The organism is Leptotrichia hongkongensis, from assembly GCF_041538065.1.
Taxonomy (GTDB): Bacteria; Fusobacteriota; Fusobacteriia; order Fusobacteriales; family Leptotrichiaceae; genus Leptotrichia; species Leptotrichia hongkongensis.
This window is the reverse complement of the sequence record NZ_JBGORW010000001.1, coordinates 248,123-266,005: the sequence shown is the minus strand read 5'-3', so window position 1 is coordinate 266,005 and position 17,883 is coordinate 248,123. Positions and strand designations below refer to the sequence as shown.

General features: G+C 28.5%; 21 protein-coding genes. 14 read left to right on the top strand and 7 right to left on the bottom strand.

All coding sequences use genetic code 11. The features are described from left to right. Positions 1–26 precede the first annotated feature (26 nt). The gene (locus tag ACEG17_RS01255; RefSeq protein ID WP_372582245.1) at positions 27–434 is read right to left on the bottom strand and encodes an acyl-CoA thioesterase; all 408 of its coding nucleotides are present in this window, start codon (positions 432–434) and stop codon (positions 27–29) included. Positions 435–585: 151 nt separating this feature from the next. Next, the gene (locus ACEG17_RS01250) at positions 586–828 is read right to left on the bottom strand and encodes a KH domain-containing protein (protein WP_026749234.1); all 243 of its coding nucleotides are present in this window, start codon (positions 826–828) and stop codon (positions 586–588) included. 697 nt (positions 829–1,525) lie between these two features. On the opposite strand from ACEG17_RS01250, the gene ACEG17_RS01245 reads away from it, so the two are divergent. Beyond that, complete coding sequence (locus tag ACEG17_RS01245) at positions 1,526–2,458, top strand: tRNA 2-thiocytidine biosynthesis TtcA family protein (protein ID WP_372582244.1); 933 nt, start codon at positions 1,526–1,528, stop codon at positions 2,456–2,458. 21 nt (positions 2,459–2,479) lie between these two features. Beyond that, positions 2,480–2,740 carry a DUF4911 domain-containing protein gene (locus ACEG17_RS01240; protein ID WP_299575402.1) on the top strand — a complete coding sequence of 87 codons (261 nt, stop codon included), beginning with the start codon at positions 2,480–2,482 and terminating at the stop codon, positions 2,738–2,740. A gap of 214 nt (positions 2,741–2,954) precedes the next feature. Here ACEG17_RS01240 and rsmA read toward each other — a convergent pair whose 3' ends face one another. The 5 genes from rsmA to infC all read right to left on the bottom strand — a co-directional run bounded on the left by rsmA (position 2,955) and on the right by infC (position 6,969). After that, positions 2,955–3,803, bottom strand: a complete 849-nt coding sequence (gene rsmA, locus ACEG17_RS01235; RefSeq protein WP_372582243.1) for a 16S rRNA (adenine(1518)-N(6)/adenine(1519)-N(6))-dimethyltransferase RsmA — start codon at positions 3,801–3,803, stop codon at positions 2,955–2,957. A gap of 229 nt (positions 3,804–4,032) precedes the next feature. Continuing rightward, on the bottom strand, positions 4,033–4,587 hold the full coding sequence (hpt, locus tag ACEG17_RS01230) for a hypoxanthine phosphoribosyltransferase (RefSeq protein WP_147005457.1): 555 nt from the start codon (positions 4,585–4,587) through the stop codon (positions 4,033–4,035). 1,046 nt (positions 4,588–5,633) lie between these two features. Further along, positions 5,634–5,978, bottom strand: a complete 345-nt coding sequence (rplT, locus tag ACEG17_RS01225) for a 50S ribosomal protein L20 (RefSeq protein ID WP_015769536.1) — start codon at positions 5,976–5,978, stop codon at positions 5,634–5,636. Positions 5,979–6,184: 206 nt separating this feature from the next. Then, on the bottom strand, positions 6,185–6,391 hold the full coding sequence (rpmI, locus tag ACEG17_RS01220) for a 50S ribosomal protein L35 (protein ID WP_026746377.1): 207 nt from the start codon (positions 6,389–6,391) through the stop codon (positions 6,185–6,187). A 44-nt stretch (positions 6,392–6,435) separates the two neighbouring features. Then, positions 6,436–6,969 carry a translation initiation factor IF-3 gene (infC, locus tag ACEG17_RS01215; RefSeq protein WP_021744546.1) on the bottom strand — a complete coding sequence of 178 codons (534 nt, stop codon included), beginning with the start codon at positions 6,967–6,969 and terminating at the stop codon, positions 6,436–6,438. A 428-nt stretch (positions 6,970–7,397) separates the two neighbouring features. Between infC and ACEG17_RS01210 the strand changes: the two genes are divergently transcribed. From ACEG17_RS01210 to ACEG17_RS01155, 12 genes are all read left to right on the top strand, one after another. Beyond that, positions 7,398–8,069 (top strand): ATP-binding cassette domain-containing protein, encoded by a 672-nt coding sequence (locus ACEG17_RS01210; RefSeq protein ID WP_372582242.1) that lies wholly within the window; start codon positions 7,398–7,400, stop codon positions 8,067–8,069. Continuing rightward, positions 8,066–8,722, top strand: a complete 657-nt coding sequence (locus tag ACEG17_RS01205) for a methionine ABC transporter permease (RefSeq protein ID WP_372582241.1) — start codon at positions 8,066–8,068, stop codon at positions 8,720–8,722. The genes ACEG17_RS01210 and ACEG17_RS01205 overlap by 4 nt, the downstream gene beginning before the upstream one ends. Then, a complete protein-coding gene (locus ACEG17_RS01200; protein ID WP_372582240.1) occupies positions 8,722–9,516 on the top strand; it encodes a MetQ/NlpA family ABC transporter substrate-binding protein in 795 nt (264 codons plus the stop codon). Before ACEG17_RS01205 ends, ACEG17_RS01200 begins: the two co-directional genes overlap by 1 nt. 172 nt (positions 9,517–9,688) lie before the next feature. After that, positions 9,689–11,983 carry a peptidase U32 family protein gene (locus tag ACEG17_RS01195; protein ID WP_443674896.1) on the top strand — a complete coding sequence of 765 codons (2,295 nt, stop codon included), beginning with the start codon at positions 9,689–9,691 and terminating at the stop codon, positions 11,981–11,983. A gap of 52 nt (positions 11,984–12,035) precedes the next feature. After that, positions 12,036–13,121 (top strand): O-antigen ligase family protein, encoded by a 1,086-nt coding sequence (locus ACEG17_RS01190; protein ID WP_372582239.1) that lies wholly within the window; start codon positions 12,036–12,038, stop codon positions 13,119–13,121. A gap of 21 nt (positions 13,122–13,142) precedes the next feature. Further along, positions 13,143–13,706, top strand: coding sequence for an RNA methyltransferase (locus tag ACEG17_RS01185; protein ID WP_372582238.1), 564 nt, complete (start codon positions 13,143–13,145; stop codon positions 13,704–13,706). A 36-nt stretch (positions 13,707–13,742) separates the two neighbouring features. Beyond that, positions 13,743–14,162, top strand: coding sequence for a PTS-dependent dihydroxyacetone kinase phosphotransferase subunit DhaM (locus tag ACEG17_RS01180; protein WP_372582237.1), 420 nt, complete (start codon positions 13,743–13,745; stop codon positions 14,160–14,162). A gap of 34 nt (positions 14,163–14,196) precedes the next feature. After that, entirely contained in the window at positions 14,197–14,706 is a 510-nt protein-coding gene (gene rimM, locus ACEG17_RS01175) for a ribosome maturation factor RimM (protein WP_021743793.1), read from the top strand. A 33-nt stretch (positions 14,707–14,739) separates the two neighbouring features. Then, positions 14,740–15,510, top strand: a complete 771-nt coding sequence (trmD, locus tag ACEG17_RS01170; protein WP_372582236.1) for a tRNA (guanosine(37)-N1)-methyltransferase TrmD — start codon at positions 14,740–14,742, stop codon at positions 15,508–15,510. Positions 15,511–15,527: 17 nt separating this feature from the next. Continuing rightward, entirely contained in the window at positions 15,528–16,043 is a 516-nt protein-coding gene (locus ACEG17_RS01165) for a gamma carbonic anhydrase family protein (RefSeq protein ID WP_372582235.1), read from the top strand. Between the two features lie 233 nt (positions 16,044–16,276). Next, entirely contained in the window at positions 16,277–16,882 is a 606-nt protein-coding gene (locus tag ACEG17_RS01160; protein ID WP_372582234.1) for a PadR family transcriptional regulator, read from the top strand. Between the two features lie 18 nt (positions 16,883–16,900). Then, on the top strand, positions 16,901–17,785 hold the full coding sequence (locus tag ACEG17_RS01155) for a CPBP family glutamic-type intramembrane protease (protein ID WP_372582233.1): 885 nt from the start codon (positions 16,901–16,903) through the stop codon (positions 17,783–17,785). The last annotated feature ends 98 nt before the right edge of the window (positions 17,786–17,883 follow it).

Below are 17,883 nucleotides of genomic sequence, written 5' to 3'. Positions count from 1 at the left end.
TAATAAGTTATTTAATAGTCTTAATTTTATTTAATAAGTTCTTCCAGTAACTCATTTGAAATTCTTTTCAATTTCCCGTTTTCATCCACAAAAACATTTACTGTTTCAGCCTTTGCCTTTAAAACTCCGTCAGAATTGTACATTTCATAAGAAAATCTGATTTTAATATTGTTTATTTCTTCAATTTTCACAGAAACTTCAATTTCTTCATCGTATTTTGCAGAATTAATATATTCAATATTTAGTGTCTTTACTGGTAAAATAAATCCCATGTCTTCCATACTCTTATATGGAAAGACATCCCTAAAATACTCAGTCCGTGCCATTTCCATCCATTTTAGATAGTTTGAATGGTATACAACTCCCATTTTATCAGTATCGTAATAATAAACTCGAAGTTTAAAGCTCTTCTTTTTCAAATCAGAAGTTTTCATAAATCCGCTCCTTGATTAATATAAAAATTTTAGTTATTTATAAAGTTCTATTAATACAGTATTTTTTTTGATTTTCTTAATATTTTTTATAATTATTTCTAACTATTTGCTATCATATAAATACTGACATTATTTTAACAAATCTTTAAGCTTACATTTCCTTAACTTCAATTTTTACACTTTTTCTATCTTTTTTTGCAACTGAAGACATTAGAACTCTAAGTGCTGTAATAATTCTCCCATTTTTTCCAATAACTTTTCCCATATCATCTTTTGTAACGTTAATCGTAATATCTACAAACTTACCTTTTTCGTTACTTTCAATAGTATAACTTTCAGTCGAATCCAATAAATTTTCAACCCAGAAATCCACAGTTTCAAAATATTTGCTCATTTTATTTCTTTCCTCCACTTTTTTTATTTAAAATTTTATTTTCTTAAAGTTATTATATCATAATTTCAATATTCTTATCAAATTTTGTTTTCAAAATTTTTATCAAAAAATATAGCAATTTTATAGTAAAAGCGATTTAAAATCGAACTCAAAAATTGTGATAATTTTACTTAAATACTAAATTTATACTAAATCTCGTTTAAAAACAGGAATTATTTTTTAGATATTTTGATTAATAAATATTTTTTCATATTACTATGTTTTTTCTTTTTTATTTTCGCAGGATTGCTCATTGCCGCAAAACCTTATCTTGCAGTAAAGATTTATCCTAATAATCAAAATTGTGGCAAGATTGCTCCGCAATAACCTATGGCTAGTCTACGACATTTTTCTGCACTGACAAAAAACTCGCTATGCTCAAACAATTTTGTCACCACAGAAAAATGCTCCGACGAATTATTTATACTAGACTTTATTTAAAAAATGAAAATTATATTTTAATTATTTGAAATTATTAAGTTTACATCCTTTATTAAAAAAGTTTATAATAATTTCGTTATTTAAATGAGTTTAGTATTATATAATTTTTAGCAGTTTTAAATAGATTTGAGTATAGTTTAAAACGAAGTTACTTGACAATCTTCTAAAAACTTGATACAGTCTATAAAGACACAAATTTTAAAAGGAGTTGTAAATAATGAATTTAGAAAATGTCGAAAGCAGTTTCGATAGTAAAAATACAATAAATAATGAAATAGATGCTGACAAAATTGCCTCTACTTCTCTTGGAAGTGCAGTCTGTGAAACAATTTTACCCTCTGTCCCACTTCAGCCACTGGAAACTATTGAAAAAAGTATTCAAAAAAAATACCGTTCAGCACTTTGGACTCCTTTTGTGAGAGCTTTAAAGGAATTTGAAATGGTAAAAGATGGCGATAGGATTGCAGTTGCTATTTCTGGAGGTAAAGACAGCCTTTTGCTTTCAAAGCTGTTTCAGGAACTAAAAAGAGCCAGCAGAACTAATTTTGAGTTAGTGTTTATTTCAATGAATCCTGGATTTAATCCTGCCAATCTGAATAATTTGAAAAAAAATCTAGAACATTTGAATATTCCGTGTGAAATTTATAATGATAATATTTTTGAGGTTGCAGAAAAAATTGCAAAAGACTATCCTTGCTATATGTGTGCCAAAATGCGTCGTGGAAGCCTTTACACAAAAGCAACTTCGCTTGGATGCAACAAACTAGCACTTGGGCATCATTTTGACGATGTTATCGAAACTACTCTAATGAGTATGTTTTATATGGGAAAATTTGAAACAATGCTACCAAAACTAAAGTCCGATAATTTTGAGATAGAATTAATCCGTCCATTATTCTACGTTGAAGAAAAAGCAATTATAAAATGGGTACGAAATAACGGTATCTTGCCAATGAACTGTGGCTGTACCGTAGCTGCCGAAAAGACTTCCAGCAAACGCCGTGAAACAAAAGATTTAATTGCACAGCTTGTAAAAACTAATCCAGACATAAAAAAACGTATAATTCAATCAACACAAAATGTAAATTTGGAAAAAATATTAGGCTGGAAAGATTCTGATGGAAAATACTCATATTTAGATAAATTCTAAAAAGAAAGGTAAAAGCAAGAAATGGAAAATACAGAAATGCAAATAAAAAGCTGGGAATACATTATTCAAACGAAAAAAGAACATATTGATTTCATAAATAAAATCATAGAAGCATACGATGGATTAGGAAATGTAAGAACTCTTGACAACCAGAACGGTTTAATAAAAATTCTTACAAATTCTTATCTTTTAAATGATATGGATAACGCAATCGAAACATTAAAGAAAAAAAATATCGAAATAGAAATTCTAGAAAAAAGAGAATGGCTTGGAGTATTATAATTCCAAGCCTCTTTATTTATTTACAAATTATAGCTAATTTACTTAATATTTTACTAATATTCTGCTATTGTTTTAAACTAAAATTTTATAAAATAAAATTACAATTATAGTAAAACTGCTTTAAAACTAAACTTAAAAGGCTATGACTATTTTACTCAAACCTTAAATCTATATAATTTTTAGTAGTTTAATTTTAAATAGATTTTAGTATAATTTATTTTTCTAAAATCTCAATAAAATCAATAAACTCCTGAACAGAAAACTCTTCAGTCCGTGCAAGCCTTGTCTTTCCAACTTTCTCTAGTGCTGCTCCAACTACATCCTTTGAAAATCCTAATTTTGTTAAATTGTTAGCAATACTCTTTCGTTTATTGGAAAATGCTTCTTTCAAATATTTAAAATATTTTTCTTCTGAAATTTGGCTTTCATATCTTTTATCTTTCAAAATTTTTATTCCTAAAAATGCTGAATCAACTTTCGGAACAGGATCAAATTTTTCCTTCGGCACAGTAAACAGATATTCTGCTTCAGCATAAAATTGAACTGCATGTGTAAGCAGACTCATATTTTTGCTATGAGGCTGGGAGGCAATCCGCTCTGCTACTTCCTTTTGCACCATCAAATAAATTTCATCAATATTTTCACGGTATTCCAAAAGTTTGTTAATAATTGGCGAAGTTATATAATACGGAATATTTGCCACAACTTTAACATTTTTCTTATCTTCAAAAAATTTTTCCAAATCTGCTTCCATAAAATCCTGATGGATTAATTTAAAATTTTGCTTATTTTCAAATTTTTTATTCAAAAACGGTATCAAGTCATCATCTATCTCAAAAGCAGTCAAAAATTTAGAATTTTCAATCAATTTTTCTGTCAAAAATCCCAAACCTGGCCCTATTTCCAGAACTTCTGTTTTCTCATCTATATTTGCTATGTCTAAAATTTCATCTGATAAATTGCTGTCATTTAAAAAATTCTGTCCATATTTTTTTTTAGCCTTATGATTTTCATTCTCAAAGTTTTTATTCTTTTTATGATGTTTTTCTTTATTTCTTTTCAATATTTCTCCTCATTTAATAAATATACTTATTCGTAAAAGTCTAAATTCTCTAATAGTTAAAATGATCTTACAATTATAATTTTTATTATTTTTCTTAAGCATTTTTACAATAAGATTTTAACATTTTAGATAAAAATATTATATTTATTGGATTTTTTGTATTATTACTTTTATAATTATTTATCATAAATTTAAAAATTAAATCCTAATAAAAAGATTAATTTTAAATCTATTCAAATACCGATGGTTCAGCAATCCCTACATATTCAAGATTTCTATAATTTTCATTAAAGTCAAGTCCATATCCTACAACAAATTCATTTGGAATTTCAAAACCAACATATTGCACATCAACTTCCACTTCTCTTCTTTCAGGCTTATCCAAAAGCGTACATAATGAAACTTTCTTAGGGTTTCTACTTCCTAAAAGCTGTAATACTTTTTTTAACGTAAATCCTGAATCAATAATATCTTCTACAACTAACACATTTTTACCGCTAATTGTACTTCTTAAATCCTTCAAAATTTTAACTTCCCTAGAACTTTGAGTTCCTTCTCCATAACTAGAAGCCTCTATAAAATCAATTTCAAGCGGTAATCTTATTTCTCTGATCAAATCAGCCATAAACACGATTGATCCTTTTAAAAGCCCAATAACTATCAATGGCTCACTTTCATTTTTAAAATCCTCTGTAATTTGTGTTCCCAGCTCTTTTAATCTTTTCTGAATTTCTTCTTTTGTAATCAACTGTTTTTTTATTCCAAATTCAACATTTTTTTTCATCAGTTTTCCTCCATAATTAATTTTTATATGACTTAATTTCTCTTAAACTTTATTTTACCTCGATTTTCAATAATTACAACCATAATTTAAATTTATTTAAATCAATCTCAAGAATTAAAAATAAATATTTTCTAAAAACTTCAAAAATATTTTAAAATTATTTAATTTTTAGTATTGACTTTTTTAACTTTCGTGCTATAATAATAATGTCAAAAGGAAGTTAATTAATAATTAACAACCATTTGGCTATATAGGGAAATTTGTTTTTTTGAATAGAAGACCATTTTATGAGATAGCCCAAAAAAACATTATTTATTTAATTTCCCTATATAAAAAGGGCTATCTCATAATCCACAATTTATCTATTTACAAGGTTTATAAGTATAGCCTTTTCTAATCAAATCTAATTTATTTAGATTTTTTTTATTACATAAGTTTTTTACATTTTAACTTATCCTAAACCCATTTAAAAAATAGTATTAAAATTCTATAATAATTAATTTGATAGTTTTATTAAAAAAATCCAATCTAATTTTTTAAGTATTCATCTTAAAGACTTTTGTAATTTTATTTATATGTTTTTAAAATGTAAAAGCCTAAAACTTAAATATAATAATCTTTATAATTTAATATAGAATGTCGTGATTTTTTTGGAATAAAAACGACTGTCTGAGCATCAGCGAGTTTCGTTTTTGTTTCAAAAAAATGCTTAGACGAGCCAGGGTTGCAAGGGAAATGGCGATTGATTTCCCTTGCTTACATAAAAAGAAAAAACATGAAATTATGAAAAATATTTATTAATAATAAGAATTTTTAAAACCTTAAATAAAAATCCTTTATATGAATAGCTAATGATTAAATTTAATTAAAGAATATTTTATAGTTACATAGGTTGTAAACAGTACAATCTTGTAAAAAAGGCTTTAATTCCATGAATTTTCTGATTTCTACTATTTAAATGGGAAATCGTATTAAAAAAATTAATACTCAAATAGTTTATTTTAAATTAAAAAATTACCATTTGAGTATTGATTTGTTATTTATTTCTATTTAACTTTTTCTACTAATTTTGCAAATTCAGCAGGATTATTTAATGCTAAGTCTGCTAAAACTTTTCTGTCAAGTTCAATTCCAGCTTTTTTAAGTCCGTTCATTAATCTTGAATAAGAAATTCCATTTAATCTTGCAGCAGCGTTAATTCTGATAATCCACAATTCACGCATTTTTCTTTTTTTCAATTTTCTATGTTCAGTTGCGTAAGCCATAGCTTTTTTAACTGCTTCATTAGCCTTTTTATAATTTGTTTTTATGGCTCCTCTATAACCTTTTGCTTCTTTTAAAACTTTTTTATGTCTTTTTCTTCTAACTATTCCTGTTTTTACTCTTGGCATCTTCTTTCCTCCTTGATATTTTAGCCGTTTTTTGTTCTTTATATTTAATATTCAGAACTAACTTTTGTCAATTTTTAATTTTGATTTTTTAATAAAAAGCTGTTAATTGTTATTCTAAAACTGCTTTTTTTAACTTTACTTTTAAATAAAAGTAATAAATTTGTTAAATTACTTTTTTTAAAATAATTTTAAAGTAATTACTTAAACTATCTTCCTTCTTGTCCAGCCAATGCTTTTTTAATTTTTCTTTCAGCACCTTTTGGAGCGATTGCGTCTTGTCCTAGACGTTTCTTTCTTTTATGAGTCTTTTTAGTCAAGATATGGCTCTTTCCTGAGTGTCTTATAGAAATTTTTCCACTTCCTGTAACTTTAACTCTTTTTTTTGTTCCTTTATGTGTTTTCATTTTTGGCATTTTTTTTCCTCCTAAATCACTTTTCACTTTTTTAAATTTTGCCTTTATTTTTTAGGCGATAATAAAATAAATTTTTGAACCTGTTCTTTTCCGTATTTTTTCTCAACTGTTGCAGTTTCTTCAAAATGGCTTGCAAACTCGTCTAATACTTTAATAGCAGATTCTGCATGTAATCTTTCTCTACCTGTAAGTCTTAGGCTGACTTTTACCTTATGCTCCTTGGCTATAAATTTTTCAATTTGAGAAATTTTTGTTTCTTTATCATGCTCGTCAATATGAGGTTTAATTCTAATCTCTTTAATAACGACATTTTTTTGTTTTTTCTTATTTTCCTTGTCTTTCTTTGTTTTCTCATACTTGAATTTTCCATAGTCCATAATTTTGCATACAGGCGGTGTTGCATTTGGTGAAATTTCAACTAAGTCCAATTCTTTTTCTGCCGCAAGTGCTAACGCATCTCTAGCTGACATTACTCCAAACTGTTCTCCATCATCACCAACAACTCTAATTTCTCTTGCCCTAATTCGCTCATTCATTCTTGGCTCATCAGATCGGTTATTTCCTCTTATAAAAAACACCTCCTAGTTTTTTTACAATAAAAAAACAAGATATAAGAAACCTTGCTCAATAGTTATTATATAAATAAATTTTACAACAAAATTAGCACAACAAAAATACTTATTTCATTATAAAATATCAAATAACTAATACCCAACTCATCCTGAAATAGAACTCATTATTCTATTTCTATTTGGAAAATCAATCCAAAATCTAAATATAATGATGGAAAGGTGAGAAACAATGTTTCTACTTCTAATTTAATTACTAAAACAGTTTATCATATTTATTTTTATTTTGCAAGGAAATTTTGAAATTTTTTCAATATATCAAATTATAACTGTTAAAACATCTTTTTTCCAAACAATATTCCCTTATTTAAAAAAATATGATATAATTTTGAAGTTATTACATTTTAAAATTAAATACAAAAATAATTGGAGGTGAGATGGTAGAACTTAAAGATATTAAAAAAAATTATACTAATTTTGATTTGAAAATAAATTTAAAGATTAACAAAGGTGAAATCTTTGGATTAATTGGGCAGTCAGGAAGTGGAAAATCAACAATTTTGAGAATTATTAAAGGGATTTTGAAGGCTGATAAAGGAGAAATTAATATTGCGAATAATACTGAAGTTGCTTATATTTTTCAGGAATTTAATCTTTTGTATAACAAAAATGTCTTTGATAATGTTGCTCTTCCGTTGATTTTAAAGAAAAAATTTTCAGCTAAAAAAGTTGAAGAAGTTTTAAAATTTGTGGGGCTGTCTGATAAGAAAAAATCATTTATTGCTTCCCTTAGTGGCGGCGAAAGGCAGAGAGTGGCGATTGCCCGTGCATTAGTTACAAAACCGCAATTACTGCTTTGCGATGAAGTTACAGCGTCTTTGGATAAATCTGTAAAAGATGAAATACTTGATTTATTTGAGGAAATAAATAAAAAATATGGAACGACCATTTTAGTTGTTACTCACGAACTGGAAGTTGTAAAAAGGCTGTGCAGCAGGGTAGCGATTATTGAAAAAGGTAAAATTACAGATATTTTCAATGTTAATCAGAAGGATTATGAAAAATCAAACAAAAGTTATGCCGATTATGTGAGGGAGGTTCTGAAATGATAGATACTGAATTATTAATTGCAATAAAGGACACTTTTATAATGGTTCTTATTCCTACGGTATGTGCAGTATTTTTGGGAATTCCTTTAGGAGCTCTTGTATTTTTGACTGATAAAGGTGGCATTAGGGAAAATAAGTTTATAAATATTCCATGCAACATTTATATAAATGTAGTCAGAAGCTTCCCATTTTTAATATTTGTAGTTATATTAATACCTCTCACACGATTAATTTTTGGTACTGCCTTTGGACTGTTTCCTGCAAGTTTTCCAATTTGCTTTGTAGCTGTGGCTTTGTATGCGAGATTTACAGAACAGTCTTTTTATGATGTGAATAGCGGAATAATTGATGCGGCTTTGTCAATGAAGGCAAGTGTATTTCAAATTGTGTGGCATTTTTTGCTTATTGAAGCGAGAAGCAGCCTTGTGCTTGGTTTAACTTCGGCAATTATCAGCTTTATCTCATACTCTACTGTAATGGGAGTTGTCGGTGGAGGCGGAATTGGCGACTATGCAATGCGATATGGATACAACGAATACAACTATGCCCTTGTATATAGGGTTGTGACAATAATGATAGTCATTGTATTTTCAATACAGATTATTGGAAACAGAATATCAAAAAATTTAGATAAGAAAAGGAGAATTTACTAATGTCAAAAAAATTATTAATTTCATTAGCTGTAATATGTGTGCTAATTTTAGCATTTGTTGGAATAAATTTAAAAAAGGATAATGTCATCAGAATTGCTGCGGCTGGATATCCGATGGATGAAATTGTGAAAATAGCGGCTGAAGACTTGAAAAAGGAAGGTTATGATGTAAAAATTACTGTATTAACAGATTATGTTACTGCGAATGTTGGTTTAAATGCTAAAGACTTTGATGCAAACTTTCATCAGCACGAGCCATTCATGCAAGTTTTTAATAAGAAAAATAATGGAAAACTTGTAAAAGTTAAAGGGATTTATGATGTTTATGTAGGTTTTTACTCAAAAAAATATAAAAACAAGGCAGAAATTCCAAATGGGGCAAAAGTTGCTATTCCAAACGATGTGACAAATCAGGATAGAGCCTTAAGAATACTTGCAGATGAAGGTCTAATCGAGTTGAAGCCAAAAGATGGACTTTATAATTTGAATGATGTTATTAATACGAAGAAAAATTTCAAATTTATGGCAGTTCCTATTCCATCACTAGTACAAGCATACCAAGAAGCTGACTTGGCATTTAACTGGCCATCACATATGCTAAAAATTGGAGTTCATGTAAAAGATGCCTTATTCATTGAAAAAAATACAAATGGTAAGTACGCTGTAAGCCTTGTGGCAAGAGAAGATAACAAAAATAGTAAAAAAATACAAGATTTAACAAAAGCTATGACTTCTGAAAAAGTTAAGAAGTTCATTGAAGAAAAATATGCTGGTCAAGGATTCCCTGTATTTTAAAATCATTTAACATAAATTCGGTATTTTAATATTTACCGAATTTTTTTATTCAATAATAAAAAAATATGCGAATTTATTTTGGATAAATTTAAAAAATAAATTGGAAAAAAATAGCAAATTTGCTATAATATTAAGAGATAAAATTTTTAGAAAAAATGGAGAGAAAATTAAATTGGAAGAAGTAATAGATTTTGATAAAAAAAGAAAAATGAATATTTTAGCACCAGCTGGAAATTATGAAAAACTGGTTGCTGCTGTAAAAGCTGGAGCTAATGAAGTGTTTTTTGGTCTAAAAGGATTTGGAGCAAGAAGAAATAACGAAAATCTAGCTATACAAGAAGTGCTTAACGGAATTGACTATGCTCATTCACGTGGAGTAAAGACTCTTATGACTTTGAATACAATTTTAAAGGATAGCGAAATTAACAGCATGTATAACAATATTAAAAGAGTCTATGAACATGGAATTGACGGGTTCATTGTACAAGATTTGGGATTTGTTAAGTTTTTGAAGGAAAATTTTCCAAATTTAAAAATTCATGGAAGTACGCAGATGACTGTGGCAAATCATGTAGAAGCCAATAAATTAAAAGAATTAGGACTTACTCGTGTCTGTCTTGCAAGAGAACTTTCATTCGAAGAGATAAAAAGTATTCGTGAAAAAACTGATATTGAGCTGGAAATCTTTGTATCAGGTTCACTTTGTATTTCTTATTCTGGAAATTGCTACATAAGCAGCTTTATTGGAGGAAGAAGCGGAAACCGTGGACTTTGTGCTTATTCCTGCCGTAAAAAGTTTACAGACGAAAATGGAGAAAGTGCTTATTTTTTAAGCCCTAATGATCAATTATTGCAGGAAAAGGAAATCAATATGCTAAAAAATATTGGAATTGATGCGATAAAAGTTGAAGGACGAAAAAAATCAAGCGAATATGTTTACGAAACCGTAAGCTACTATGACAATATTTTAAAAGGCACTCCACGTCCGACGGAAAGTTATAAGTTGTTTAACCGTGGATATTCAAAAGGATATTTTTATTTGGATAACAAACTTATGAACTTTAAATATTCTTCAAATTTTGGATATTTTCTTGGAGCAAGAATTAGTGAATCGAATAATTTTAAGATTGACGATGAACTTATTTTAGGAGATGGTGTTCAATTCGTAGATGATAATTTTGAGCAGATTGGCGGAGAATATGTAAATAAAATTCGAATTATCGAATCTGGAAAAAGTGAAAATTCTGAAAAGAAAAGCAAAAAGCAAAATAGTCACAATGAAAAAGAAAAAGTTCAAAAAGCTAGTAGATTTGACATTGTTTCAATCGGAAAATTACCAAAAGGAACAAAATATATTTACAAAAATTATTCTAAAGAAATTAACGACAGAATTATCCATAATATAAAAGTTTCTAAAAGGTATGCCGCTGTTAATGCAACATTACTTGCAAAAAAAGGTCAAGAAATCGAACTTACGCTGGAAATTGAAAATTTAAAAAATGAAATAATTTCTGTGACAAAAAAAGGGAATCTTATTGAGCAAGATGCAAAAAAATTGATTACGAAAGAACAAATTGCAGAGAAAATTGGCGAACTTGGAGATACGACTTTTGAACTTGGTAAAATTCAGATTGATTATGATGGAACTTCGTTCATTCCTTTTAGTGAACTAAAAAATCTCAAAAGAGAATGTGTTTCAGAACTTTTGGAAAAATTGCTTGACTCTTATAAAAGAACTGCTATCGAGCGAAAAAAATATAATTTTGAAACGATTAATCTGGAAAATGAAAAATCTAAAGATAGTAAAAAACCTATTATTTCAGCACTTGTTACAAATGATGAGCAGGAAAACGCCTGCCGTGAAATGGGAATAACAAAAATTTACCGAAAACAGTTTGATGTTGCAAAGGAAAAGAATTTGTCAAAAACAGATAAAATAAAAACAGGTACAAACCTAGTTTCCAATCTTTATCAGGCAATTATGGGAGAAAAAACTGGAGTAAAAGGACAAACGCTGGACTGGAACTTAAATGTTTTCAATAATCATACAATTGAGATGTTTTCTACTTTCAATAATCTTGAAACAGTATTTTTATCGCCAGAATTAAGTTATCGACAATTAAAAAACATAAAATCTGACAAACTGAAAAAAGGGCTTGTGATTTACGGTTACTTAAAAGGAATGTATATCGAACATAAAATTTTTGATAAGGAATACAAGGAGCTGGAAGGCGAATTTTATGACAAGTACAAAATTGTAAAAAATGAACTTGATAACATTGAACTCTATCTAGACAAGCCAATGAATCTGATACCAAGGCTGGATGATATTTATGAACTGAATTTAGATGAATTGAGGCTAGATTTCACATTTGAAATAGCAACAGAAGTGAAAAAAATTATTAAAAGCATTGATACAAAAAGTGGTAAATATACTCCTTATGCCTTTGAGCAGGGAGTCTTATAAAAAAAATTTAAAATTTAGTTTTACTATGTTATTATAATTATAAGGAGGAAACTTGGATACAAAAAATCAGAAGTATCTGGAAAAATTATATTTACTTTTAGGTGCTTCAATTTTTATACATTATGCTTTAGTTATCTTATTTAGCATTCTAATATTAATAAATATATTTATAACTGGAGAATATAAAAAAATATTTAAGGACAAGTCGCTCATTATCGTGGGAATTGTTTTGGGATTTTCACTTATAACTTCCGCCTTTTATAAAAATATTTTAGGTCTAATGGCAATTCCCATATTTTTATGTATTGTAGTTGGGCGTTATTATACGTTAATTGTTGATGTGGAATTCAAAAAAAATAATTTGGAATGGATGGCAAAATTTTCAGGAATTTCACTTTTAGTTGGGTTAGGAGAATTTTTATTCACACATAACAGAATTGGATACTTTGCGTACTTTAATCCGAATTATTTAGGAAGCATTATGATGATGTCGGCAATTATAAATTTATATTTTACTTTTGAAAAAAAATCAAAAATTAATTTTGCTGTATTTTTAATGAATATTCTGACAATACTGCTTACTGGTTCAAGATCTTCGTTGATTGCAGTTGTTTTAGGAATATTTACATTATTTTTCTACTTTTTACGAAGAAGATATTTCGCTGGATGTATTTTAATTCTTTTATCATATATTTTGGGAGTAGTTTCAGGCGTTTTCCCATTCTTGCGTGAAAGTACGTTAATAGAATATTTCTGGCTAAGAGTTGAAATTATTGATATGGCGTTTAGAATTTTTAAAAAAACCAATATCCTGTATGGACACGGAAACTTTTTTTACTACAAATTTACCAATTATGTGTATCCACATTCACATAACGCTCTTGTAGAACTGCTTTTAAGTTACGGACTAATTGGAACAATAGCATTATTTGCTGTATTTTTACGCTACTTGTATGATATTTTGAGAAATGACAGAAATAATGTATTAAAAATTGCTCTAATTGCTGGAATTGTAGTACACAATTTTACCGATTTTGCAATTTTTTGGGTACAAACTGTACTGCTATTTATTATGGCTTTAGCTTATAAGGAGCAAAATGAACAGATACGTGGCTACAGGCAGAGACGAAATAAATAAAAAACTGAAAGGAATATCAAAATGAGAGATAACATATATGTGGGGCTTGTCCACTACCCTGTTTATAACAGAAATAACGATATTGTGGCAACTTCTGTCACAAACTTTGATATACACGATATTTCTAGGACTTGCAGAACTTACGATATTAAAAAATATTTCATTATAACTCCAGTTGATGCCCAGAAAGAGCTGACTGGCAGAATTATTGGCTACTGGACTGAAGGAAATGGGATAGAATTTAACAAAAATAGAAATGAAGCCTTTGAAAATACAGAACTTGAAGATTCTGTCCAAAGTGCTATAGAAACAATTGAAAAAATTGAAGGAAAAAAACCAAAAATTATTACAACTTCAGCAAAAATTTTCCCAAATACTGTTGGATATGCTGATTTAGGAAAGGAAATCATTGAAGATGATACTCCATATTTAATTTTATTTGGAACAGGATGGGGCCTTACAAATGAAATCATGGATTTATCCTATAAAATTCTGGAGCCAATCCGTGGGAATACCAGATATAATCATTTGTGTGTCAGAAGTGCTGTTTCAATAATTTTAGACAGATTACTTGGGGAAAACTAAAAATATAACCATAATATGAAAGGACATAAATAAAAAATGAAAGAAAATAATCATAACTTAGTAGGAATCGTGGTAGTTAGCCACAGTAACACGCTTGCACAGGAAATTATTAATTTTGTAAAAGTATTTAAGCAGGAAAACTTTGCATTGGAAAATGGTGGAAATGCAAGCAGAGAAGTTTACGGAACAAATGTCGAAAATGTCAAGGAAGCAATAATCCGTGCTGACAGCGGTGCTGGAGTACTTGTTTTCGTAGATATGGGAAGTTCTGTATTTAATGCAGCTAAGGCAATAAAAGAGCTGGAAGGGCAAGTTGAAGCAAAAATTGCAGATGCCCCATTAGTGGAAGGAATAATTTCAGCAGTTGCAGCTAACTTTGATGGAATTAGCTTAGCTGACTTAAAAATAATTGCTGAGGATAGCAGAAAATTTACAAAATTAAAAAAAGAAATTTAAAAAAATTCAAGAAAGAGAGAAGCAATAATAAATAATGGAGAACTTAGTAAATATAGGAACAATTGTCGGAACACATCATTTACGTGGAAGCGTTAAAATTACCTCAATTTTTGAAAATATCGAACTTATCGAAAATGAGCGTGTTCTTCTTGAAAAAAATGACAAAAAGAAATTACTTGTCGTAAAAAACGTAAAAAGGCTAAATGACAAAAAAGCAATTTTAGACTTTGAAGGAATTGAAAATATCGATGCTGCAAAAGAGCTGAATGGCTATAAGGTCAAAATACGCCGTGATTTGCTCCCTGAAAGAAATGAAGATGATTTTTATGTAAAAGACTTATTTGGAATAGAAGTATTTTCTGAAAATGAAAAAATTGGAGAAATTATTGATGTAATGGAAACTGCAGCACATAACATCTTAATTATAGAAGATATTAATACAAAAAAAGAAATTATGGTTCCATTAATTGATGAATTTGTAACAAAAATAGACTTTCCAAATAACAGAATCGAAGTAAGCCTGATTGACGGAATGAGAGAATAGATATAATTTGAAAATAAACAAGAGGTAAAATTAATGAAATTTAACGTACTCACACTATTTCCTGAATTATTTGAACAATATTTATCCCAAACGATACTAAAAAGAGCAACAGAAAAAGATATTATCGATTTTAATATTATAAACATAAGGGACTATGCTAGAAATAAACACAGCCAGATGGATGACATCCCTTTTGGTGGTGGCGCTGGAATGGTTTTAAAACCAGAAGCCTACTGGAACTTCTTTTACGAAAACTACGAGTTTTACAATAACGAAAATAATGAAAATTCAAAAAAGCCTTATGTAATCTTTTTATCCCCACAAGGAAAACAACTGACTCACAAAAAAGTTACTGAACTTTCAGAAAAAGATGAAATTGTACTTATTTCAGGACGTTACGAAGGTCTTGACCAAAGAGTAATTGATAAATTTGTAGATGAAGAAATTTCCATTGGAGATTATGTCCTAAGCAGTGGCGACTTGCCTTCCCTTGTAATTATGGACTCTGTTATTCGTATAAAGGAAGGTGTAATAAAAAAAGAATCTTTTGAAACAGATTCATTTTACAACGGACTACTTGGATTCCCCCAATATACAAGACCTGTAGAAATTGATGGCTATACTGTTCCAGAAGTATTACGAAGTGGCAATCACGCTAAAATTGATGAATATAGGCAGTTTCACTCAATTGAGAAAACTATGAAGAATAGAATGGATTTGTTTGAAAAAAAGTTAGAAAATATTGATGAAGATTTGGAATTTAAGAAGGTTTATAAGAAGTACTTAAAAAAGAAAGATATGTAGTTAGGAGAGTGTATCAGATGATTTATGAATTGGACGGGATAAAACCTAAAATATTGGGAGAAGTGTTTATTGCTGAAAGTGCTGATGTTATAGGAAATGTTGAACTGAATGACGGGGTAAATATATGGTTTGGTGCGGTACTAAGAGGAGATGTGGAGAAAATAACTATAGGGAAAAATAGCAATGTTCAGGATAATTCGACATTGCATACTGATTTTGGACTTCCCTGTATTGTAGGAGAAAATGTTACTGTAAGTCATAATGTGATACTTCATAGCTGTGAAATAGGAGATAATGTGATAGTAGGAATGGGAAGCACTGTTTTAAACGGAACAAAAATCGCTCCTAACTGTCTTATAGGTGCAGGTTCTTTAGTTACTCATAAAATTCCTTATGAAAAAGGTGTTCTTATTTTAGGAAGTCCTGCTAAAATAGTGAGAAAATTAACTGACGAAGAAATAGAACATATTCAAAAAAATGCTGACCATTATGTAAAAAATGGAAAATTGTTTGCTAAAACTTTGAAAAAATAGAATATTTAAAAAATCGTAAAGTGTCATTGTTTAAAGACAGCCTAAAGGTTGTCTTTTTTAATTCTATTATTATTTTCTTAGGAGCAATAAATTTGGAAAATTACTTTGTACTTTAATAATAATGAAGATAAAATGATAAAAATGGAAAAAATGAAATACTGAAAATTATAAAATAAATTCTTTACAATACCTAAAAGGTATGTTACTATAAGATATAGATAAGGAGGTATATTATGGATAAAATAATTTTAGGAATTTTAATGTTACATAGAATGACCGCATATGAGCTTCGAAATGTTATCAGGAATAATTTTAAATCTATGTGCAGCGATAGCCTCGGGAGCATTCAGGCAGCTCTCAAAAAATTGCTTATGTTGGAAATGGTTACTTTTGAAGAGCTTGTTGAAAAAGGAGTAAATAAAAAAAGATACGCAATAACTGATATTGGACAAAAAACATTGATAGAATGGATAAAGGTTCCTATTGATATCTCAAAGACAAAAAATTTAGATATTGGAAAACTTCTTTTTATGGGATATATTTCAGAAAATGAACAAAAAAATCTGATTGATAAAATCATTCATTCTTTAGAGGAGGAATATACGGCACTAAAAAAATTAAGGGAATCAATACATATCGAAGATGAAAGAGCAGCACTTAAAAACTATTTACTTATAGATACAGAATATCAGGAGAGAATTAGAAATCTAAATAAAGGAAATGATATATCTGAAAACATTAAAGAAATCAGTAAATTTACAGTGGCTACTTTAGATTATGGAATTGATATTACTGCTTTTAACATAGAATGGTTTAAAAAATTGAAGAAAAGAATATAGAAAGAAAGGTGAGATAAGATGAATGATACAAATAGGGTTAAACGAAACATAATTATTTTTACGATTTTTAGTACTGCTTGTGGTTGGATAGGATATCTTGTTGATAAATTGTTCGGTCAAGCCCATTATGAAAATGTTGGAACAATGGCAGGGAAAGAACCTTTTGGAATGCTTATCTGGTTAGTATCTCCATTAATTTGTACAATTCTTCTTCGTACCTTTGGAGAAGACGGGTGGAAAAATTCAGCATTTTCTATTAATTTTAAAAATAATAAAAAGTTATATTTGATTGGCTTTTTGATATATCCTACTGTTACTTTAATTGTTATATTAACGGGATTAATAACGAAAGGTGTCAAATTTTCCAATGTAAGTATTGGAATTGCAGCCTATATTGGGATTTTATCTGCACAAATTGCCATTCAATTTATAAAAAACATATTTGAAGAATCAGTTTGGAGAGCTTATCTTACAAATCAATTATTAAAATTAAAATTATCTGATTTGAAATTGTACTTACTTATCGGATTTATCTGGTGGATTTGGCACTTGCCTTATATTATGATATTTTTGTCCGAAAGTGAAATACAAAACACTTTACCGGTTGGAAGATTGACTTTTTTCCTTATTGGAACAATAGTAGTAACATGTTGGACGGTGATGTATACGGAAATTTTTAGAGTTACTAAATCTATGTGGCCATTAGTTATTATGCATACTATGGAAGATGCAGTGATAAATCCGCTGCTTCTTTTAGGAATTGTATCTGTAGAAAAAAATCAGGCGTTTCTTTTTTCACTTTCAGTAGGTATAATTCCGACAATTCTTTATTTAATAGTGGGATTAGCTATTAGAAATTGGAGAAAAAAACAAGAGAACCAAAGCAAAAAAGAAAGTGTATAATTTTCTGCACTATTATCAGTATTTTTAAGTTTTCACAGAAAATTTTTAATAACGGTATCATAACTATCAAATAAATAAAATACAATTTAAATCTTAAC